This window comes from Haladaptatus marinus (genome assembly GCF_051194195.1).
The window spans coordinates 508,253-530,644 of sequence record NZ_JBLZNK010000004.1; the positions used below are offsets into that span (position 1 = coordinate 508,253).

General features: G+C 50.1%; 17 protein-coding genes and 2 pseudogenes. 13 read left to right on the plus strand and 6 right to left on the minus strand.

Annotated features, from left to right (window positions below):
• Positions 1-298: 298 nt before the first annotated feature.
• The gene (locus ACN2TU_RS16255; protein WP_435156800.1) at positions 299-775 is read right to left on the minus strand and encodes a hypothetical protein; all 477 of its coding nucleotides are present in this window, start codon (positions 773-775) and stop codon (positions 299-301) included.
• A gap of 98 nt (positions 776-873) precedes the next feature.
• On the opposite strand from ACN2TU_RS16255, the gene ACN2TU_RS16260 reads away from it, so the two are divergent.
• Positions 874-1,992 (plus strand): chymotrypsin family serine protease, encoded by a 1,119-nt coding sequence (locus ACN2TU_RS16260; RefSeq protein ID WP_435156801.1) that lies wholly within the window; start codon positions 874-876, stop codon positions 1,990-1,992.
• Between the two features lie 1,683 nt (positions 1,993-3,675).
• Here ACN2TU_RS16260 and ACN2TU_RS16265 read toward each other — a convergent pair.
• Positions 3,676-4,338, minus strand: a pseudogene (locus tag ACN2TU_RS16265) (polyphosphate kinase 1); the annotation flags it as partial.
• A gap of 243 nt (positions 4,339-4,581) precedes the next feature.
• Here ACN2TU_RS16265 and ACN2TU_RS16270 point away from each other — a divergent pair.
• Complete coding sequence (locus ACN2TU_RS16270; RefSeq protein WP_435156802.1) at positions 4,582-4,941, plus strand: MarR family transcriptional regulator; 360 nt, start codon at positions 4,582-4,584, stop codon at positions 4,939-4,941.
• The gene (locus tag ACN2TU_RS16275) at positions 4,938-5,282 is read left to right on the plus strand and encodes a type II toxin-antitoxin system PemK/MazF family toxin (protein ID WP_435156803.1); all 345 of its coding nucleotides are present in this window, start codon (positions 4,938-4,940) and stop codon (positions 5,280-5,282) included. The genes ACN2TU_RS16270 and ACN2TU_RS16275 overlap by 4 nt, the downstream gene beginning before the upstream one ends.
• Positions 5,283-6,056: 774 nt before the next feature.
• Here the strand turns inward: ACN2TU_RS16275 and ACN2TU_RS16280 are convergent.
• Entirely contained in the window at positions 6,057-6,302 is a 246-nt protein-coding gene (locus tag ACN2TU_RS16280; RefSeq protein ID WP_435156804.1) for a hypothetical protein, read from the minus strand.
• Positions 6,283-6,531: pseudogene (locus tag ACN2TU_RS16285) on the minus strand (AbrB/MazE/SpoVT family DNA-binding domain-containing protein). Before ACN2TU_RS16285 ends, ACN2TU_RS16280 begins: the two are co-directional and overlap by 20 nt.
• A gap of 391 nt (positions 6,532-6,922) precedes the next feature.
• Between ACN2TU_RS16285 and ACN2TU_RS16290 the strand changes: the two are divergent.
• From ACN2TU_RS16290 to ACN2TU_RS16305, 4 genes are all read left to right on the plus strand, one after another.
• Positions 6,923-7,354: an SWIM zinc finger family protein gene (locus ACN2TU_RS16290; protein ID WP_435156806.1), complete on the plus strand. Its 432-nt coding sequence runs from the start codon at positions 6,923-6,925 to the stop codon at positions 7,352-7,354.
• Between the two features lie 76 nt (positions 7,355-7,430).
• Entirely contained in the window at positions 7,431-7,682 is a 252-nt protein-coding gene (locus tag ACN2TU_RS16295) for an AbrB/MazE/SpoVT family DNA-binding domain-containing protein (RefSeq protein WP_435156808.1), read from the plus strand.
• The gene (locus ACN2TU_RS16300; RefSeq protein ID WP_435156810.1) at positions 7,679-8,095 is read left to right on the plus strand and encodes a type II toxin-antitoxin system VapC family toxin; all 417 of its coding nucleotides are present in this window, start codon (positions 7,679-7,681) and stop codon (positions 8,093-8,095) included. The genes ACN2TU_RS16295 and ACN2TU_RS16300 overlap by 4 nt, the downstream gene beginning before the upstream one ends.
• 929 nt (positions 8,096-9,024) lie before the next feature.
• A complete protein-coding gene (locus ACN2TU_RS16305; protein ID WP_435156811.1) occupies positions 9,025-10,839 on the plus strand; it encodes a hypothetical protein in 1,815 nt (604 codons plus the stop codon).
• A gap of 823 nt (positions 10,840-11,662) precedes the next feature.
• Here the strand turns inward: ACN2TU_RS16305 and ACN2TU_RS16310 are convergent.
• Positions 11,663-12,637: a polysaccharide deacetylase family protein gene (locus ACN2TU_RS16310; protein WP_435156813.1), complete on the minus strand. Its 975-nt coding sequence runs from the start codon at positions 12,635-12,637 to the stop codon at positions 11,663-11,665.
• A gap of 358 nt (positions 12,638-12,995) precedes the next feature.
• On the opposite strand from ACN2TU_RS16310, the gene ACN2TU_RS16315 reads away from it, so the two are divergent.
• Both ACN2TU_RS16315 and ACN2TU_RS16320 read left to right on the plus strand, forming a co-directional pair.
• A complete protein-coding gene (locus tag ACN2TU_RS16315) occupies positions 12,996-14,207 on the plus strand; it encodes a hypothetical protein (RefSeq protein ID WP_435156815.1) in 1,212 nt (403 codons plus the stop codon).
• Positions 14,208-14,459: 252 nt separating this feature from the next.
• A complete protein-coding gene (locus tag ACN2TU_RS16320) occupies positions 14,460-15,707 on the plus strand; it encodes a glycosyltransferase family 4 protein (protein WP_435156817.1) in 1,248 nt (415 codons plus the stop codon).
• A gap of 141 nt (positions 15,708-15,848) precedes the next feature.
• Here the strand turns inward: ACN2TU_RS16320 and ACN2TU_RS16325 are convergent, their stop codons facing one another.
• The gene (locus ACN2TU_RS16325; protein ID WP_435156819.1) at positions 15,849-16,925 is read right to left on the minus strand and encodes a glycosyltransferase family 4 protein; all 1,077 of its coding nucleotides are present in this window, start codon (positions 16,923-16,925) and stop codon (positions 15,849-15,851) included.
• 941 nt (positions 16,926-17,866) lie between these two features.
• Here ACN2TU_RS16325 and ACN2TU_RS16330 point away from each other — a divergent pair.
• The 4 genes from ACN2TU_RS16330 to ACN2TU_RS16345 all read left to right on the plus strand — a co-directional run bounded on the left by ACN2TU_RS16330 (position 17,867) and on the right by ACN2TU_RS16345 (position 22,390).
• Positions 17,867-18,307, plus strand: coding sequence for a hypothetical protein (locus ACN2TU_RS16330; protein WP_435156821.1), 441 nt, complete (start codon positions 17,867-17,869; stop codon positions 18,305-18,307).
• Between the two features lie 14 nt (positions 18,308-18,321).
• Entirely contained in the window at positions 18,322-20,103 is a 1,782-nt protein-coding gene (locus ACN2TU_RS16335) for a TrbL/VirB6 family protein (RefSeq protein ID WP_435156822.1), read from the plus strand.
• A gap of 392 nt (positions 20,104-20,495) precedes the next feature.
• On the plus strand, positions 20,496-21,272 hold the full coding sequence (locus ACN2TU_RS16340) for a hypothetical protein (RefSeq protein WP_435156824.1): 777 nt from the start codon (positions 20,496-20,498) through the stop codon (positions 21,270-21,272).
• A complete protein-coding gene (locus ACN2TU_RS16345) occupies positions 21,269-22,390 on the plus strand; it encodes a TraC-like domain-containing protein (protein ID WP_435156825.1) in 1,122 nt (373 codons plus the stop codon). Before ACN2TU_RS16340 ends, ACN2TU_RS16345 begins: the two co-directional genes overlap by 4 nt.
• Positions 22,391-22,392: the final 2 nt, after the last annotated feature.

A 22,392-nucleotide genomic window follows, 5' to 3' on the forward strand; every position in this document is an offset into this window, starting at 1 on the left:
AGGTCAAGTCCTCTAATTCACCCGATTTAGGCGATTGACTGCCTGTGAGCAGTATAAGCAGAAGTGGGATTACTCCGATACCCTCGTCTTGCTTTGCGTGTGCCCGCTACTCGACATTGATTCCTGGAAGATCAACTGGTGGTGTGGATCAACGAACTTGCTAGTCCAACGATTAATTTACGTCCAACATTCCACACCGGAAACTGAGTCGAAAAATCCCGTTACCTCATGTGATTTTATAACGTCTCACTACAGCCATTAGATCGGGTTGTGGGCTCTTATACGCGTTCTTCGAACATTAATGGTTTGATTTATCCAAAAACAATTTAGAATCGGGAATACGACCGAGTATATAGCTTATAGTACCTGTGACAATGAATATTAGAAATATAATGGGGAGTGGTTCCAAAAAGACGAATATTCCTGGGAGTTCAACTGGACAGATTGTATTTTGAGTTAGTGATCCCTCAACTCCACCGACTAGGAACCTTGCTGAACAAGCGCTAAGATAAAATGGATATGTGGCACCGAATACAAGACTCCAAGCCACTATAATTCCGGAGTTGAAATATGAGAATAATACTCCAAGTATTATTGCCATTATTACAAGAATAATAAGCATGTTTTGTTGTGAAATACCGAGTAAAATATAGTCAGGAGGTATATTCTCTGCCATAATAATTGCAAGCATAAGAGAAAGACCTAATCCAATCAACGTAAGTTCCTTTGATCGACCGAGTAGCAATGTTCGAAGCGATGTGGTAATAGTTACCATATAAGTCAAGTCAACCTTCTCTAATAAATACTTTCTCACTATTCTGTTTTTACTATATGATAAAAAATTATATATACAATGAAAGTTATCTACATTATATGAATGGAAAGGATTCATTCAATCGGAGAAAAGTATTAAAAACGGCTGGAGCCAGTCTTGCTGCTACTCCAGCAATTGGTGTAGTCTATGGGGAAAAAGATATAGAGGTTGTCACTGCTGTTCGGGGGGACACTCCAGTAGAGAGTGAATTTGTTTCTCAAAAATGGATAGACCATGAAAATAAAGTTACAAGAAAATTAAACAAGTTTAGAAAAGAGCTTAAAAATGATCAGAGAGTAAAGGAAATCGAGTTAGGGGTGGCAAATGAATGGGTGGGAGGCAGGCCAGGTTCTCGAATTGAGATTGCTATTAAACCTGGTTCAGACGGACCAGATGTCCCTAAAGAAGAAGATCAGGTAGAAATAAAAAAGAAAACAGCAAAAACAAGAAGATTTGCGTTTAATAGCGGTTGTCAAAGTAATAGTAACTATTTCGCTGATCTACCTGGTGGTGTCCTTTTACAAAGTTCTGAAGGAAATGTCGATCGCTATGGGACATCAGCGTATCTATCGACTTGGAATGGTTCCCAATATATGCTTTCGGTAAGTCATCTTTGGGGACTGTGCGAAGACAATGATCAGGAGAGTGCTTACCACAAAGCAAAAAAGATAGGAACGGTTACTGCTGCACATATTGACCATGATTGGTCACTTGTTAATAAAACGACCAGCAATATTGATAGTCTAACTAGTGGCATTTTTGATCCTGCTGATAAGAATATTCATAATATTTCAGCTCGATTCACAACTTCTGGACTAAGAACTGCAATGCAAGATAATCGTACCGTTTTTAAAGTTGGTATCGAGACAGGCCGGACACGAGGAACTATCTTGAATGTTGAAGGGAACGGAGGAATAGACAGCTGTACATCATGGGATGGAAACGGGATGAAGACTGGATGTACTGTAGCAGATGGTGATTCAGGCGGCCCAATTTATGCAAAAGGGAAAAATAATTCGAATAATTTTGTCGTAGCAGGTATTGTCTCTGGTGGATTGGACTTTTTCATTCCTGGCGAAAGTTCAGCATGTAATAATAATGAACTGAGTCCGAATAGTACTGGGATGTCTGCCCATGGGTTAGCAACAGTACACGGCATAAAACCCGTCTTTTTTTGAGGTTGTGAAAACTCTATAAATTATCAAATTCAGCCATAATTATACTCTGTTCATATGATGTTTGTGTGCAATGTCAAAATAGACTACAAAAGTCCCATCACAATAATACGAAGCGTAGGGACGGATCCTGCGGAGCACCATTTCGATTGGGTTGGAAACTGCACTCATTCATCAAATATAATATATTTATATTTTCTATTTTTAATTTGAAAATAGGTCGCAGCTATTATTTTTTATTCGAGGTCGATTGTGTCCACACCCGCTTAGTGCAAAATGGGGCAGTGAGACAAATAGACCCCAATCAATCAAGCGGAGGTAGACTACCCCCAAGACCTTCCTGGATTCTGGGACTACAGAGGACGGTAAGTCTCGCGAACACCCCAGATAGGACCACCGAGTTAGTGTTTTATACTAGCTAGAACACCATTCTGATTCAGAACGACTGATAATTACGGATGACTAAACGGAGTAATGAATGGGCCTGTTTCTATTCATCATGAAGCTGCTCTTCTGCCTGAGTCTGTAAGCGGAAGTAAACCTACCCCGGGAGTGCCACTGTAATCGATGCACGAGATTTATTCCAACCTGTCTTAAGGTTTTGTTCGGGAGCGCGACTGTGTTGCTTGCAGTATAGGGCTGAGAGCAAATACAAACAAGTCTCTAAATCACACTTAGAATGATCGTCGGGTAGCATAGTTCAAAACAAATGCACGTGCGAGGTCTATTCGTTCGCGTCGGTGGTGTCGAGAGTGAGAGTCACACTGTTGAACGGTCGACAGCTACTGGATGGGGGGATATGAATCAGCTCCACTGAAGAAATAGTCGATGATCTCCTGGCTTTGGGCGATCCAGGCATGGATTGAAGGGATGACTGGGAGAGGTCATTGTTATAGAGTCATCCATAGGAAGATATAATCAAAGCTATAGAAAATATAAACGGCTACAGTATACTGATATCATCACTCAATTGCCCTTCCCGTGAAGGGCGAACCAGCCAGGATCGACTTCAAGAGGTTCGAGTCCTGAGCGTGAGATCTATCGGTTATCATACCCGCTCATTCCGTAGGAAATGTGGTCTCCCGTCGGGAGTTCTCTAACTCCCCTTCCTGTTCAACCGCTTGTGAGTCGATATATATAATTCACAGAAATGACTGATGACGATATGCTTCGAGTGATCCGTGCGTCCGAGTTTCCGGCAGTAACGGCTCGGTGGGTCGCAGATACGGTTGATATAGAACGACGGTCAGTACATCAACGGCTTGAGGAGCCTCATGAGCGAGGTGAGTTAGAACGTGAGAAATTGAGTCTACGATGAGTTTCTCTCGGATCATCGTAGGCAGGGATCGCACAGTCCGCTAATTCAGTTGGGTCTGCAGGCATCTGATGTTCTTTGGCAAGATGGGCCATCGCTTCGTATCCAACTTTGGGTCTATTTTCCCCTCTCGCAACAAAATCACAGTCACAGAGACAGTCTAACTTGAAACTCATCATAAGCAAACCAAAACATCAGTGACATATATACTCATATGTGGTCTAAAATAGACAGTAATACTCGTATTTACTTTTTAGGATTGATAAACTACCTGTGAAATATGTTTTTTGTCCCAGGAGAGTGCAGGCCACGTGAAACGAGGACAACAACGGGGGGAGCGGAGGAGTCTGGTGCGGCGGTGGCTTCAGCACTCAGGGTTGGCCGTCAGTGAATGTCCCCCGAAGATCGACTTGTGACTCACGCCTCTGCTCGCTCGGCAGTGGTCGGTGATCCTCTTCGGGCACCGATTCCCTCGTAGCGTCGATAAGTCGCTGGTGGGTGCTTCGAACCGGTTCCCCATCGGCAGGTATGAGTTGTTCGTAGTTCCCATCAGCGTCCATCCGCCAACGTTTACGGTTGTCCGAGAGCATGATGTCGAGAATCGTCTGCAGGTTCTCACGGAGGAGAGGATCCTCTACCGGCGCGACTGCTTCGATCCGTCGGTCCAGATTCCGGGTCATCCAGTCGGCCGACCCAATGTAATAGTCTGACTGCCCTCTATTGTGGAAGTAAAAGATACGGGAATGTTCAAGAAACCGGCCAACAACGCTGTAGACATCAATATTTTCGCTCACATCCTCAATTCCGGGTCGGAGTCGACAGATGCCACGAACCACGAGGTCGATGTCAACACCCGCCATCGATGCCTCGTATAGCTCTCTGACCATCTTGGGGTCTTCGAGCGCATTCATCTTCGCGATGATTCGTGCCTCCGACCCCTCACGAGCGTGTTCGGCCTCTCGTCTGATACGGCGGACAAACTCCTTGCGCATGTTTTCGGGGGTGACGAGTAATTTCCTCACCTCCGTGTTTCGTTCTGACCGACAGCGAGTTGCCAGAAACAGCCATCGAACGAGTCAGTCAGGCCGTGGTAGAGGATGTAGGTGTCGGAGTCATCGATAGCGACGGTATACGACCATGTCGAGCAAGAGGAAAATGTCTTAACCGGTACTGTGGGCCTGACACGATCTGACTGAAAAGAGAGGCCTGAAAGATCACGCTGCGGTCTTTAGGAAATACGTCGATACATATAATACACCGAGCGACAATCAATACATATGCCCATCGACATCGACACCTTCGAATCATCTCCCCCAGATCGCCTCCAAAAGAACGGAGAAACAAACGCTGAGCGTGTCATGCGCTTTCTCGCCGCGCATCCGGATCAAGCATTCACCCAGAGCGAAATCCGGGACGCGGCCGACGTCAAAGCCGGGAGCATCAGCGTCGTCCTGTCTCGGCTAGAAGATCGTGGCCTTGTGCGCCACAAAGGTAACTACTGGGCACTTGGAGAGGACGATGATGTCGCAGCCTACACCAGCATGCTCGAGAGTACACGGGCAGCGAACGAGCGCTTCGGTGAGGAGGATATGGATGAGTGGTTGGAGCACGCTGTCGATGACGAGGATGCTGAATGAGTTATCAACGAGGAGATGTCGTCTGGGGGCCAGATCCGTTCAAGTCCGGCGAGAATCCGCGGCCGTGGTTGATCCTGAATAACGGCACTCATCCGTTCGGTGATGAGCAGTATATGACTGTCACTCTGACGACGACGCCCCACGATGGAACCATGCCGATCAATGAGACTGACTGGGTCGAAGGTGGAATGCCACGGCAGAGCTACGCCTCTCCGTGGTCGGTTGCCTCACCGAAGCATGCCGCACTCGTCCGTCGCCAAGGCCGACTCGACGAATCGTTCGTCCAGGCCGTCATCGATGAGCTGGAGACATATCTCGAACCAGAAGCAGACACTCGATAGCGACCAACCACTGTAATGGCTGAGCGCAACGTTCGCAGGGATAGAGAGGTCAACGAGACATGGCTCGTATATCGACAGACCTGGAGCACAACCATACAAATGAGTCAGAAGTCACGCTCAATAACATTTTGCGCATGTATTCCTAGCGCACGTAGACGATGGAGACACGAGTTTTGTTCATCGCACCAACAAATCGTGTGGAATTGCTTCGTGAAGCTGAGACTCGTCGTAGACGCTTTTATCAACAGTACGAGGTGAGCCTCCCTGACCAGCATACACGCGAGAAAATCTTCAAAGTACGATTGCAACGCTCCCAATCGATCTTGATCAGCATGAGTGCGAGAGGCTCGCCGAGAATATGCCAATCTCAATAGCGCGAATATTGTCGAGGTTGTCGATGACGCCGCAATGTAGGCTGCTGAACGAGATGCGCAAGCAATCACGTACGAGGATCTCGCCAAGTCGTTTCCTGATTCGATGACTACTGGATAGGAAATCAAATGGCTTGAGAAGTGTATTTGTATTGAGTAGTGAGACAAATAAATCCCAACCAAATGTACTATCGCCTAAATCCAAAATGGGAAGTGTGACACCCCGGCATTTCCGACTCACCCTATGCGTATCGGGTCACGGTCGCTTGTCTTCAGGTGGCTCAAGGGCTACGCGATCGATATCCAGATCGTCGTAGATGTGATCGGACGCAAGTATCCCAAGTCGATTTGTCTCGACTGTCGCGGCATGGACGGCATCGAACGCGGTCGCACCCTCCTCGTCTTAATACTTCGCGGCTTTCAACGCGATTTGCTTTTCCTCCTCGGTGACCGTAACGATATCGAGTAAGTCAGCCATCGCCCGGGTGCGATTGAACTCGTAGCGGTCGCTCACAGCGAGAAAATCCGCCAACGCAACGAGCGATGTTTCGAGCGTCTCGTACTCCTCAACGGCAGTGACGGCACGTTCTTGTAACCAATCGTCGTCTTTTGCGAGCGCGAGCAGAAATTCAGTCCCGACGAACATCATTCTCCGCGTCTTCGACGGCTTGATCACGCGCCTCTTGTCGGAGTTCGTCAACGGATTTGCCCTCAAAGGCATCACCGACCGCTTCACGAAGACCTTCAAGTGGATCCTCGTCAACTGGGATGAGTTCGATTCGGTCTTAATACTCAACGACATGGAATTGTTCGCCATATCGTGCTCGGAGATCCTTCGAGAGGTATAATCGTCCTCGTTCGTCGGTTTTCGTGGTCATAGAGTAGTATAGGGTCTGGGATGATAAGAGATATTTCCCACTATCTTCTCTCTCGTGGGAATATGTGAGCTAGTAGATCCCCCCGGGATCCTCGTCTCGATCTATGCGGAGTTAGTGGCTGATACAGGTGGCAACGTTCCGTTCGCAGATCTACTGAACGGCGGGTCAGTGGTTTCGACGTGAACCAAGCGAGACCATCGTGGTGAACTCACCCTCTGTATCCAGCACGCCAATCCTGTCACACTCTGAGTGTTTCAACAGAGCCGGGGTAACGAACCTCGTCTACGTTCGATTCTCAGTACAATTACCGAGAACGGACGTGACCACTCAAACCTGTTTTTTCGCCCCCTGACGGGTGCGGGGCGCACTGGAGGTGCCTCGTGGAGAGACAATGTTCAGTGAAAACCACGTCTTGTCCCACCTGACGTACAGCAAGCGAGTCGCAAAGCGTGCCCAGTACGAAGCCCTTGAGTTCACAGTCGATGCCGGAGGTGTTCGCGTGCAGAACGCGAGTCACGCCAATCCAGCCGATCATGAATATCTCGTCACGATTCGTGATGGAATTCCCGACGCCTGTGAGTGCCCAGCAGACGAACACTTTGAGGGGGCGTGCAAGCATCGCGTCGCCGTCGCTATCCGCGTGCCAGTGTTACGAGCGGCAATTGACCAGCAAGTCGCCGCGGACGGGGGACGGGTAGACGACGGGAATTCTGCAACAACTGAAGAACGGATAACAGACGAAGACTGTGAGTGTGCAGGCCTTGATCCCTTACCGTGCTGGGAATGTGTTCGGAACGGTCGCAAGGAATTGCCGGAAACGTAGTCAAGTCGAACCAACACCGAAGTATGCAAAATAACTATACGCATTACGAACTACGATATTGTAAGGAACTCCAACGATGTCATACGAAGCAACGGTTACCAGTAAGGGCCAAATCACCATTCCAAAAGAAGTCAGAGAACGACTGCACCTCACGGAGGGTCAAAAAGTACTCTTCCGATTCGACGAGGACGGGGGCGTTCGAATGATTGGGGTACCCGACGATCCAATGGATCGGCTTGCGACTGCCCGGAAACGGGCCGCACCACTTGAATTAGACGCAGCAGAATTGCTGGAGCGTGAGCGCCGCGAGTGGAGCAAACACACATGATGTATCTCGATTCGTGGGTGTGGCTCGAATACGGACTCGAAGGGACGCTGTGGGAAGTTGCCGAGGAAATAATCCAAAACGCACAGAGTGGTGGCGGCATCGTCTCGACAATTGCGCTCACAGAAGTCGATTACATCCTCAACCGCGAGGTTGGGAGCGAGACAGCAGACCTCGTTACGAGCGCAATCGAGGATTTCGAGGAGATTCACGTCGTTCCTGTGACGAGTGAGATCGCCCTTTACGCCTCACGACTTCGGACAAAATACTACCAACGCCGGGAGCGCGAACTCTCCTATGCAGACGCCATTCACATCGCGACTGCCACCCTCACCGACTGTGAAATACTTCACACAGGAGATAGCGACTTCGAGGATCTTGATGAACTCGAAACAGTCGTTCATCGAAACGAGTAGTGGATATATGGCGATGCATGTGGTGTCTGCCAGTATCGCACAGGAGAACATCGACCCCACGTCGCCGTGAAAGACCAACAAGGTGCGACAGTTGCCCACACACTCGCCAACGAGTATGCGCATGCGACACTCCACGATCCGACTCAGGACGACACAGAACGTGCTGCCCGAGAAGTGGAAGCAGAAAGCGTCGCCTATCTCATCAGTAATGTTGTCGATAGAGATCACGTACTGGTGATCTGTAGCGCTCTCATAGATCTGATGAGAGAATTCGGTTTTAGATTAGTGGCTTCGAGTACCGACTCTACGGTGTCGTTGGTGATTCCGACAACCGACACCACGAGATGCACAGCACGATCGAACAGTGGATCGATGACCTCACCACCTTGACTGTCCAGTCGAAGTTCCACGACTATTCCAATCTGAACACGCTCTTGATTACTGACTACGTCAAAAATGAAGTTAGGAGACATTTCTAGTAGAGTTATATGCATGAGAACATTCACAAGGAAGTCATTAAAAAATCGTCTGAATGCACTGAAACTTGGCCTGGTCTGGGTAGAAACCAAGACCAAGCATAGCGTACTGGTGACGTACCAAACGTGATATGACACGTTCGAGTCGAGCGTTGCAGTGCTTGGCACCGAGTGAGCTGGTGCAACGCTCGCGGTTTTATCCAACAGCCGTAGACATATTGTTATGTGCCGCCTGAAGGCGAAGTTGAGAAGAAAAACAGCACAATCAGTAATTTTAACTGACGATCTAGTACAGAGATCATCTTTATCGATAACGAGTCCTTCTTACCCAATTGTGAAATAGGATAGTTGGAACTAAATGACTAATAATGTTATTAGAATAATCAATTATTGAGCAGTAGTCAGCGAATAACAAAGGATGATCGTTCGTCACTACTTAGTAGAGATATTTCAATGCCAAGTACAAGTATTTGGGACAAAAAAATGGAAAAAGCGGTTCTTATTGTGGGTTTTTTCTCGCTCGCAACTGCAACGATGATTGCACACTTCAATCCAGCACGGACATATGAGGTCTCTCTGTACGCAGCAACACCACTCGCATTCTGGGTCGGGACGGTTATTGCTACTTTCGCAGCAGTCGGAGTCGCAGTTCATGCGAACGATTCGCTTCGAAACCTTGCCGTAGTGCTTTCCGGGGTTACTATTCTCTCGGTAGTTGCCCTTCCCGTTATCCGGGGGTACTACTTCTTCGGGCGTGGAGATGCCCTTACACATCTGGGGTGGGCTCGTGAAATCGGAAGCGGCATGATGAATCCGGAAACCTTGCTGTATCCCGGAATCCATATTACTGCAGTAATACTCGGCAATGTCACCGGAGAGCCAATTCGCCAAACGTTGCTCTGGACAGTCCTCGCATTTGTACTCGTCTATCTGATCTTTCTTCCCCTCTGTGCACGGGCTATGGATCCTCAGAGACGAACGTTCGTGTTCAGCGCGTTAGCTGCCTGTCTGCTCCTACCGATCAATGGAGTAAGTCTCTTTGCTCAGCCCCATCCGGCGACACAAGCAGTTCTTTTCCTTCCCCTTCCACTCTACCTTGCTGTTAAATATATTACAAATGATGGAGAAAGTAGTATCCCCTTCGTCAAGACACCGTTCAGCATTTTACTAGCGCTTTCGTCGATCGCGATTTTACTTGTTCACCCACAACAGACGGCGAATGTCGTGCTCGTATATGCATCCGTCGTTGGTGTTCAATGGTTATATTATCATTTTCGACCCAAGCACGCCATTGTACAACGCCACCGATCGTTGCTAGGTCAAACGGGATTCTTGGTAATTTTGCTGCTAATCTGGATGCCAACACATCAGCGTGCAAGTGGATCTGCCGGTTACTTGGTTCGTCAACTCATCTTCGAATCGAATACTCCTGCAAGCGATATTTCGCAACAAGCAGGTGGACTTGTGCAAGTCGGTGGAAGCATTGAATCGATGTTTATGAAGCTGTTTCTGATCAGTGCTGTATTCTGTGCGATTGCTGGAGTGACCCTCCTTGTCGGGACGAGTGATCGACTCACTAGTGTAAGATCTAATATGTTTTCGAAATACGTGATAGTTGGATTGGTTCCCGTCTTCGGGCTCTTTGGCGCATATATGATCACGAGTACTGGGAAGTTTCACTTTCGCCAGCTCGGATTTATTATGGTACTCATGTCTCTCTTCGGTGCGATCGGCCTCTCCAACCTCGTCAGCAAACTCGAACATCACGCCCCAAATCCGACGTTAATCACGCCAGCGATCGGGATACTATTCATTGTAATGATCATAACCTCTGGTTCGACTCTGTTCCATTCTCCATACACGTTCCAATCTTCAGAACAGGTTACGAGAGGTGAAATGACCGGTTACGAAACGACCTTCGAGCATCGCGGTGAGCCGACATATATCGGCCTTCGATCACCCGGAAATCGAATTGCAGATGCTCTGTACGGTGTACGTGAAAACAATCCTCGTACGTATTTAGGAGAAAGTATCTATGCCGATACACCGGCAACCGGCAAAAATTTCAGCTCTCAATATTTACTAAATTATTATGACTCGAGTCATTATTTGCCGATCAGTGACAGAGGATATCAACGTGAGGTGCGTGTTTATAATGGAATTCGCTTCTCACGACGGGGTTTCCGAACATTAGACGCTCAGCCAGGAATCGGTCGAGTGCAGTCAGGAGGTGGTCTCAGGGTCTACGTGTTCAATGGTTCCGAGTGAGCCGTCTTTAAGTCATACTACAACCTTTCCGTTACAATAGCGAAACACGCCCTCGTCTGACCTAGTCTCCTCGGGCGGCGCGGGTCGAACGATAGGCCGGGTCATCCTCAGCGCAAGAATCGACTGAATTAGTATCATCTACAGAAGTGCGAAATCGCTCTGGGTGGAATCAAACGACGGTACCCGGAAGGGACGGCTAGTCGAACTAAGTATTCGGCCATTTTCCGCATTGTTGTGCTTATCGCGATTGATCTGTTTTTTTTGCAGATCCTGTCTCTCCATCTCACTCATGCGATAATGGTACGACGATGGTTCCTTTTTTCCCCCAATATATTCGTGATAGGTCGAATGGATATAGGATTGCTAGAGGTCGCTTTTGGGTCATGTGAAGAAAATTCTATGATAAAATTGCAGGCGAGAATACCACGCCCTTGAGGGTGTGGATGAATCGCCGTCTTTGGTTACTTTCACTGTACGGCATAGTCTTAGGTGCTCTCCCCGCGTATCTCTCGGTGTCAATTCGATGGTATCCCATCGGATTCTGACAGTCCGAAAACTGGCAGTTGACTCGGTGTTTGCCGCATCAAATACGTAAGCCCTCGGACACGCAGACCGACACAAAACACCCAAGTACCTCCGAGTCTCGTCCGGTCTTCGGACGGGATAGGAGTACCGGTACCGTGGCAGTGCCAGCACCTCGTCGGGGTGCGAACCCTAAACATCCCACCGAACCGCCCATTGGTGGGTGTGGGAGGCCCGCGTCTTCAGGCGCGGGAGGATGTCACTCAAGACGAAAAGGAGAACAAACAACGGGTCGTGACGGCTATTGACCCATCTTCGTTATTTCCCGATCTTCCGGACGAGTGCCGGTGGATTCGGTAGACGTGACCCGTACATGTTCGTTTAGTTCTTCCATGGGCATCACGGTGAGAGTACCGAGATCTCGTTGTTCCGCCAGTGATCGGAGGAACGTCCGAATCGGAGGCCACTGATCGTCGTTTGCCATGTCATGAAGATGACTCCAGAGGTGAATATACGAATCCTGTTCGATGGCTTTCTCCATCGCCCGTATCAAATATCGCTCGTGAAGCCGTTGGCGAACGGCCGTGGGAATAGCACGGAACATCGAGAGTGGTGGTTTTACTCCCGAAGCGAGCGTAGCAGCCGTCAGGGTACTGTAACCGCTACAATAGGTTTCGACGACTCCGTCGATCATTCGCGGTTCGATGGGCTCCTGTGGCTCGAAAACGAGTCGATTGAGTTTATGCAGTTTCGTCGGTGCCGGATCATTGCCTATTACACGAACGATTTCGATGTTGCTGTCTCGAAGCACTTCTTTAGCTGGTTGTGAATGACGTGGGGGAACTAACGAGACACTCGTTTCTCCGATTTCCTGCTGGACCTCGTTCGCTCGTCGAAGTTCCCATTCGAGAACGTGAGTGGGGATGTTTCCACAGAGAGCATGAGAATAAGTATGCGTGCAAATCTCGTGTTCGGTATCTGCTTCTTGAATCGCTTCGACTAAATCGGGCGCATAAAAGAGCGGATCGCGATTATTTGGAATGGAGTCGAACCAATCGTCGGTATGTGGAGTATCATACGATACTGGGGGCTCATGAAGCAAGTGGCCGACAACGTCGAACGTGATCGGAAGATCGAGTTCGTCGCAAAGATTGAGCAACCGGTGAAGTGTCTTCGTTTCCCACCGACGACCTCGACTCAACCGATCGAATCGTCCAAGATCATGGTATCCCCATCCGAGTTCAATCTCCAAGCTAAGCGTGATTACTCCAGTCATATGCTCACCCCGTGGACGTAGTCATCTTTTCCGGTATTTTCACACCGATTCGTAATGCAAAATACGGTCACCTCCGTTTTACTATCCATGGTTTATCACTCCCGTCGAATGCATCAGTAGAAGCGGACGTGACGTTGATATTTTGTTACTGGCGTGCTACCAGACGCTTCACTGCCGTATTAAATTCAGAATCTGTCTGACGTAATAGTAGGTTTGGCCTGCTCAATTCATGAGAGGAACTGCAGATACTGGTCAATCATGAAAAATCAAAAAGAACGTAGCAGTTGTAATAAGTTTTGAGATTAACATTGAAGTGAATCGGAAGATTATTAATTAGGGGATTAGCATTGAGCATTACATGGCACGCGATTGCAGTAGCTCGACAGACAAAACCGAAAAAAGTGAGAATCGGATTGCACGTCGCTCGTATTTGAAGCTGGCCGGCTCTACGGCCGTTTCCATGGCCGCTGTGCAAGCGATCGGTAGTGTTACAGCAGCGAAAGGATATGAAACGATCAAAATTCCCGAAGGTGGCCGTAAATTGTTCCAGATCGGTTCGGGAGAAACACTGGAGAACCTACTGATCGACTGCACGGCACCAAACGCCGATGCGCGTATCGTCGCCTCCGGCTCCGACTGGACGATCAGAAACATCGGGTTCAAAGGACAATTGGACCACAGCGGATCGGAAGGATATCCAAACCACATTGCAGCATCCGGAAACGGTCGCATTGAGAATGTTTTCGTCGGTAATGGCGTGGTTGGACCCACTCGAAAGGGGGGAATCGGTGTTAGTGCGAGCCATTCGGGGCATATCGATATCGTTCGCACACATATCGCTGGATGGTCCGATAACGGCGTCTACGCCGCAGGGATGGCCCGCCCCGAAAGTGGGGGACATGGGACGCTCACTTTCGACCGCTGTTACTGCCACGACAACAACATCTCAAGCTTGCGCATCGCCTCCGGCGGGACAAAAGTAAAGAATACCGTGATACACAATTCGAAGAGTACCCCGAAGGTATCCACCTGCGATTGTGTAAATGCCCGGGGCGTCTACGACGGATACGGTACGACAGAAGACGTGATAGAATTCGAGAACGTCCACATCGACTGTACGGATGAAAATACGGACGGTGGGGCGTCGGCATTGGTCGCAGCAAAAACGACGTATCACGTTCGTGATTCCCAAATAAAAGGACGACTGGATGGAAACATTGAAACGACCAACGTCGGGAACGATCCGAAAAAGACGCCTCCAAAAGGCGTTCCAATGACTGCGGAACAGGCCGCACAGGGTATCGGTGCAGAGGGAACGGAACCCAAAAAAGAGTCGGGCAAAAAAAAACAAAACTTAACCACTTCTGAGAAGACCCAATCACGGGACGAGAATTCGACAGTCACAAAGAGCAAGCGTTCAATGTCGAATAACAAACCTGTAAAGAAGGGACAAAATAAGAGCAAACTCGCCTCAGGCGGCAACGACAAAGCCTGTTTCACTTTCGGTGACGATGAAAGATACTGCTTTGATTTAGAACAACTTCATCGGATCCTGATGCAGTATCTGTAAGCAACCCGTATCGGTTGGAATGTTCGTTTTTAGCTGAGGAAATACCATTATCGGCTACAAAGGCAATATGGGTATTATCCTCGACAGAATATTCGGTCATCGCAGGTTACGAAATGCGGCCATATATAAATTGAAAAATATAAAATATTTACTACTATTAGGTGATGGTTACCATTGATCGCATAATAATTGCATACGGTTAGAATATACATTACAAAATGATTGCAGTACGAATAGTAAATCGATTCAAGAATGGATAGCTCTCGTCAGAAATCGCAATCAATAGAAACAACCTTGGAGGAAGTAGGAAGAAATAATCGAGATACTGATCATTTGCAGAGGAGAGAAGAAGAGCAACTACAGGTGCCTAACGTTGGGATGTACTATCCAACTGCAGGGTCATTTCACGCGAGTGGCATTGCGATGTACATTCAGCAGTTGATCAAATTTCACAATGGTAATTATTCCCCATTTTTATATACAGAAACCGGGGATATAGCTGACAAACTTCAACAGATTGATGCCGATATAATTCAATCGAATTCCGGGAGGTACAAAAAAATCGGTGGATTGGTGAAGAGATATCTCGACATTACCGATTCGATTCCCCCATCTATTTTGGATGAGAAACTACCACTGCTTCTCAAGGCCTTCCAAGACGGAATACTCCGAGACGCGGATGACGATCTTGATGTACTTCTAACCCATCATTATTTCGATAATATCGTTCTATCGAACCTACTCGAAATTCCCGTCGTACACGTATTTCACGGAGTACAAAGCGTGGGTATCGGAATGAAAGCGTGGAAAAAATTGTCCAAATCCAAGTATATCATTGCGAATTCGAGACACACCAAAGACATCGTTGAGAACGAACTGGAGCGTGAAGTTACAGGGATCGTTCATCCCGGTGTCGATATCGACCAATTCAATCCAAATATAGCGTCTTTCAACGATGCACTTTTCGATCGAGACGAGTTTGTCATACTATTTGCCGGTCGATTTGTCGAATCGAAGGGAATCTACGATCTTCTCGAAGCGATGGATAAGCTTCCTCCCAAATTCCACCTGTATATGATTGGACGCGGTGATCGACGTAAAATCGACGAGCATATTCAAGCGTTCGATCTCGAAGATTCGGTTACCATCGAAGATTCCGTCGCTCACAACACACTTCCGCAGTATTACACTGCTGCTGATGTCGTATGTAGTCCGACTCACTATGACAGTTTCTGTATGGTCAATGTCGAAGCGATGGCGTGTGGCACGCCCGTCGTGACGACTGATATCGCCGGAGTCTCTGAATATGCGATCGATCGAGAAACAGCTCTCCTTGCTCCTCCCAACGACCCAAATGAGCTTGCTGGAGCGTTGTTGGAGTTGGCCGAATCTCCCAAGCTATGGAAAAACCTTCGAGAGAACGGACGTTCGATGGTCGAACGCTATTCCTGGGGTAATTCATCCCAAGAGCTGCACCATGTCTGCCAGAAGATATTATAAAGATACTAGTTTTAATTGAATTTCACGCGCTTAGCCCCCTGCCTCAAGGAGCGAACAACGTGATCAAGCAGGGAAGAGACACAATCAGTATCGAACGGGGAGTCCTGTGTTCGACAGGCAAAGCGCGCAGGATGGGATAGTTCATGTTTGACTGTCGTCGACGACATTCAAGCACGTGTTGACTAGATCCGTCGCGGATCGTTCCCACGAGTAGCGTTTTGCTATCGCTCGGCCGTTCTCTGAGAGTCGAGTTCGTAGGTCGGGCATCGAGAGTACTTCCCCTATAGATTTTGCCAGTTCGTCGGGCTGTTTCGGTGGAACGACCATCGCAGTCTCACGATCGAAGGCATACTCGGTGATTCCAGGCAAGTCCGTCGTCACGACGGGCGTGCCACACGCCATGGCCTCCAGATTAACCATGCCGAAGCTCTCGTAGTGTGACGGGAGACAAACCACATCAGCGGCGGTGTAATACCCGGGCAATTCGTCGTGTGGGACGGATTCATCGATGGTTACCGCGGATTCGAGGCCATAGGTGTCGATTCGCTCCATGAGCGCACCTCGGTCACCTCGTCCGATGAGGTGGAGGTGGATATCTTCGGAGATCTGCGCGACAGCATCGATGAGGTCGAACACCCCTTTGCCCGGAATGAATCGCCCGACGAATAGTACCGTCCGTTCGTCGCGCTCGAACGCTGGTGTCACGGCCGGATTGAACAGTTCGCTATCAACACCAGGATACGCGATTCCGGTGGGTGTATGTCCCAGATTCTCGACTAATTCCTTTCTCGTCTGAATCGAATTCACTACGGAATAGCTTGTAGACAACAGTTCGTGTGCCTGCGTCCCGATGCCCGTTTGTTCTATCCCATGATAGATTCGAATCACGGGAACATCGACGAGGTTCGAGAGTATCATATCATCAACTAAGTCATGCGTGATGAGCACATCGACGTGTTCATTTATATGCTCGAGTAGCCCATTGCGAACCAATTTGACGGTCGGATGTAATTTCTCTTTGAGCTCATTCGAAAGATCAGAATAGGGCAAAGAAAGAGATCCGATGAACCGACTGAGCAGGCCGTTTTCACTGGACCCGCCAAACTCGATTACTTCCGCGTCCGTTTGCCGCATTTTCGGTGTCAACTCCCCGGCTTCGGTATACAGATATGCGGTTTGATTGGCACTGATCGCATCAATCATCTCCTGGGTGTACATTGCGATACCACCCGAGTCTCTTGTTCCAGCTTTTCGATGGTACATCCCGATGGCCAGTTGTGCTGCTTGCTCGTCTTGTCGTTGTACAACTCTCTCATCCTGGTACTTTTTCTGAGATTTTGGCCTTTCAATTACATGCTGACTGGATCGCAATTCACTACTCATGGGTGTGATTAACCGTTTGAATATGCTTAATTATGAGTCAACAGTAATGCTTCAATCAATGGCTGCCCATCGAATCGTTGTGAATAAAGACACCCAATAGTATGGTAAAGACCGTATACCTGGTTTATGAAGATTGCAGGCGCTAAAACCTCGCCCTTTCGGGCGGGGATACAGCGCCGTCTTTGGTTGCAAACACTGAAATCGGAAGGTTTGAGTGCCCACACTGTGTTTCTGTGATTGTCGATTCGATAGTACCCTATCGGGTTTGACAGTCCGACAACTGGCAGTTGACTGGGTGGTTGCCGCATCAAAAAGTAAGCCCACGGACGGCGGAACCGACAGAAAATAACCAAGTACCTCCGAGTCCTTTACGGGATAGGAGTAACGGGGGCGTGGCACTCCCTTCAGCACGTCGGGTTGTAAACGTAAGTTCCCAAACCAGCGCAATCGGGCGTGGGAAGCCCCGTCGTTTACGACGGGGAGGATGTCACCCACAATTAGCGAGCCTTCATATACAAACCCTCTCCCCTATTCTGCATAAATTCAAGATTAAACCAACAATTCCTCCACTAAATCTGTCTCCCATCCACCTAATTCACCTAACGATTAATAAAATCACAATCGTATTTTTGAATATGTGAGAAAATCCCAAATAGGGATTTAAGTCCCTTGCTTCAGTGGTCGTACTATCGCCCGCATGAGTGCCCTTGTCATGGAGTCGCGGTGAAATGTCGGGCTCCATCGACTGGCAAGGCTGATTCGGGCGTCGAGGAACCATGCAAGACAAACCCTCACCCACCCCTAATTCGAACCGCTGTACGACTGTCCATCGGACTCGGCTTGACCTCCAATGCTCTCGTGTTGCCAGCATCCTCCTCGTTGGTACTGTGTTCGCCATCGCTGCTGTGTCCCCGGCTTCGGCCCAACAAACCATCGGCTCAGATATTTGTGGAACACCACTCGCGGATACCGTCAACTTCGCAGCCCCGCTGTTCATCGGTATTCTGATGATCGCCTCTGCGATCCTCGCGTATGTTCTCCACAATGCCTCTGCCTTTCCAAAGAACCCACAGTCGGTTGAATCCATCAAGGGATGGCGCAATCGAGCGGCGTTCGCGACGGTGACGACACCGCTGTTCGCCGTCGTGATCGACCTGCTCATCCGGTCAACGGGCGTCGGAATAGCCGGCTGTGTGAACATCATCCCGTTCTTCTGAGAGGAATGGCGACGATGCGTCCACACCCGTTCACGATAGGAGTACTCGCGGTACTGCTCGTCAGCACCGTCATCGCTGGTAGCACGCTTGGACGAGCACAATCGACTCCTCCGCCGGAAAAACAAACCGAAACTCCAAATACGACTGCCGGAACGACGACCACCGGAACGCAAACGACAGTGGAATCCCCATCGAATGCTACCGCCGCATTCGACGGCACCTGCACTGGAATGGGTGTCGTCAGTAGTCGGATGTGTAACGGCGTTCTCGGCGCGCTCAAAGAGATCGCACACGAATTCCTGGAATTTGCGCGCGGAACGGCCGAGTGGTCGGTCGAATTCATCGTCAGTCGGCCCGTCCCGATGAAAGACGGTACGATGGAATTCGTCGAACGGCCGACGAACGCGCCGATGGATACCGTCTACGACCTGTGGTATTCACTCGGCCTTCCAGCAGGGGTAATCGTGTGGGCATTCTCGATGATACTCCTTCGTGCGAGCGTGTTCATGCCCTCAGGCACGGTGTCCGCACAGAGAGCACGGAGCCTCCGAATCAAGGGTTGGTTCCTGCTCTTTTTCATCCTCGGGTCGTGGATCTGGTGTGCCGTAATCCTGCACCTCACATCCGGACTAACCCTCGTCTTCGCCCCCTCGGGTGCCCAAATCGTCGCCAGTTTCGAGACGATTGTCGACAGCGCGCTCGCGGCAAGTCTCGGTGGCCTGTTGTTGTGGCTATCCTCAGGCGTTCTTTTTCTGTTCGTCGCGTTCGTCTTCGGCCTTTCGTGGCTTGCCGTGTACGTATTGATGCCCGCGATGCCCGTGTTTATCGCGCTCTCACTGCCTGCGGTGTGGCTCTTTCGACCGGTCGCATCGGTCGGTCAACGACTCCGTGGCTTGTTCGTCCCCTGTGCGTTCATTCCGTTTCCCGCGGCGGTCATCCTCGGCGTTGGCTATCCCGTCATCAACGCCGTGTCTGCCTCACTCGATAGTGGGATGTCGAGTACTGCTGGCGTTGATTCGTTCGCCTACATCATTCTCGTATTGGTGATGTGGTTCTGTGCCGCCGTTTCGCCGCTGTTTTTGTTCGTCGGTAGTCGTCGGATGCGTCCATTCGCCGCACTCACCGCAGGCGCGCTCGGGGCCGCCTCCGGGATGTCTATCGCATCTCGATCGGGGACGCTTCGAGACCAACTCCGGTCGAGGATTTCCACTGGAGCAGCTGGGTCGACAATGCCCCCGAACGCGGGCGTTGGAAAGCGAATCGATCCGATAGCCGGTTCGCCGTTTGCACGTCGATCCGGTAACGGTGGTGGTGGCTCACTCGGGCAGCCGACAATCGCCGGCGAACTCGAACCTGGAAGAGCAACGGATTCACTCGAACCGTTTTCGACTGATACGGGTGGGACGGGCACGACCGGACAAACCGGGCGTACGACGCAATCTAGTACGATTCACGACGAAGCGTACGATTCCATTCCATCCGATGTTTCGGTGACAAGCGTCACCGACCGCGGGGAACTAACGAACGAGCAGTACGATGTTGGCTATTTCGATAGCCGTGGGAAATTTCAGTCGGTCAGCCAAGGGCCATCGAATACGGGATGGCTTGTTGATGAAGGGGCGTACAATCGGTTCGCGAAACATAAGTCAAATGAAACGGTCTTGCTCTACAGTCATTCGGATTCAGAGGCTTACAATGTCCAAGGCATAGTAGAACAAGGGAAATATCGTTCTGCACGATACGAGCAAGAACACAGAAACAGCCTCCGTACGGTAGAAAGGACTCGAAATCCATGAAGGAGAGGAAAGTCTCTCCTAAGGGTATTCAAGATCAATCGACTCACACTGATGGAAATCGGATAGTCGATTTAATTGCCCTTCGTGATAATTTCAACTGCCAGGTATGTGGGGTCGTGACGAAACCGAGAGGGAGAATTGGTTACGTCATGTTTCCACTTGAGCGAAGACAAGAGGTCGAAGATCGCGTAGAGAATCATTTTACAGTCTGTCTGGATTGCTTTGAGTGGGAAGACTTCCAGACAATCTCTGAGGAAATCAGAAAGACAGCAAAACTCAAAAACGCTGAACGAGGATTTACACTCCTTTACACACGCGCACTCCTCAGAGAGTGTGCTGAACAAAGTCGACTGTTCATACATACCGGGCGATTTCTCTTCGTCCGGCGACTCATGGCGGTAATCATCGGCATCGCAGTAGCCCTTGGAAGCGGACTAATCCTCATCACGCTCGTTGGAACGCTCTTTCTTGGAATAAGTGTCGGCCAACAATGGTCGCATACGGCGTTCACTGCTGTGTACGAAACCAGCCGAGACCTCAGTACGAACCCACTCGTCCTGGCGACTGTTCTCGGCGTAGGATATTACGCCCACGTCACCGAGCGCGAGCGAGCGTACAAGCGACACGTCGAACGTCAGCATCGTCAGGGTGACCCAACGGAAACAATCACACACGAGCGACCACGCTGGCAGTTAGTCGCCGGATTCACAGGTATCGGCTGTATCGGGGCACTCGACTGGTTGGTCATTCACACCGGTCACTTCCCACGCGGGTCGGGGCTCGGAGCGTTCGTTATCTGGATGACTGGTGCAACAGGTATCGCGTATTTCCTTCGCAGAGCATTGCACGAAGACCGAGACGTTGCAGGCTTCGACGTGTGGTCACCACCGTGGGTGTTCACCACCCGGTATGCACTGAGTGTCGGACTCATCGGGAGTGTCCACTCACTCATCGCACCAACTGCCCCCATTCCCGAACCACATCTCTCGCTGCTGCTGTGGATTCCGCCCATCACGGGCGGGCTGTACGTGTTCCAACGAATCCTCAAACGACGAACCAGATGGCAACTCCCAACGACGAATTGGCTCCGCGCTCGTTTCGACTCACTCTCCGCTGACGGCCGAATCGACTCGGAAACCGAACCCGACGACAAAAACAAAAATCAATGACACGAGACACACCACAACGCCGAATCCTCGATACGTTCGGCGCTGCCGACGAAATCACCGGAATCGACATCGACTATAGCCTGGCGGATTTGAAGCTTTTCGTGCCTGCGTTCGCAGTCGCGCTCCTCTGGTTCGCCCTTCTCACGTCAGTTGGTGGCATCGTCGCGACTGCTATCGGCATCACAGGCGGAGTTTCCGCACTCGCGGGCACGGCCATCGTCGTGTTCATCGCACCGACACATATGACGCCACAGACGTGGCTGAAACAGATCCTCACATTCACCCGCCGACCGAAACTGTTGACGCTATTCGCAAGCACAGCGAACGAGCGAACGGAACCACTCACCCGCGTGAGTTCTTTTCGCCCGAAAACGGACTCGCTCGAACGGGTGGATAGTGCACTAGTCACTGGTGTCAGCATCGAACCTGCGAACCTCACGCTGGCGACGGACGCGGAATGGAATGCAGCGGCGAACGCGCTCGGCAACGCCCTCAACACGTTGGAGTTCGATTTTCAGATTCGATCAACGGCACGGCACGTCGACGCAGATGAACTCGTGTCCGGGTACACAGACCGATTAGACGACCCGGACGTTCGTGCAAATGAGACGCTCCGACGACTCATCGAGTGTTATCGCCAGCGGCTCCCCAGTGAATTTCAGGCTCGTGGAACGAGTGTGCGAAATTACCAGATACTGATTCCCGTTACCGTTCACGAAGTACAGCTTGCCGAACGTGGCGCGCTCGCCAAATTAGCAGAGGTTCCGTATTTCGGCGGTTTGTTCGCCTTCTTGGGTGCAGAGAGTACTCGCATGACTGCTGCCGAAATCAGAACGGCCCAGGGCCAACTCCTTGCAAAACGGCTTCGGGCCGTTCAAAACGCGATTCGCGGCATCGAAACGTGTCAGGCTGAACCGATAGCGGCGGACACACTCGCAGAGTGGGTCGAAGAGTTTTGGACGGGAACGAGAACGAAATACGGTACGGATGGAAGCCGACTCCGAACGACCCCCGTGGTTGCTGCCCGAACGACAGCCGCGAGAGAATCTGCACCGGAGACCGATACAGACTTGAATGCGGAATCAACGTCGGATCACCTTCAGGAACCAATTCAATAGGC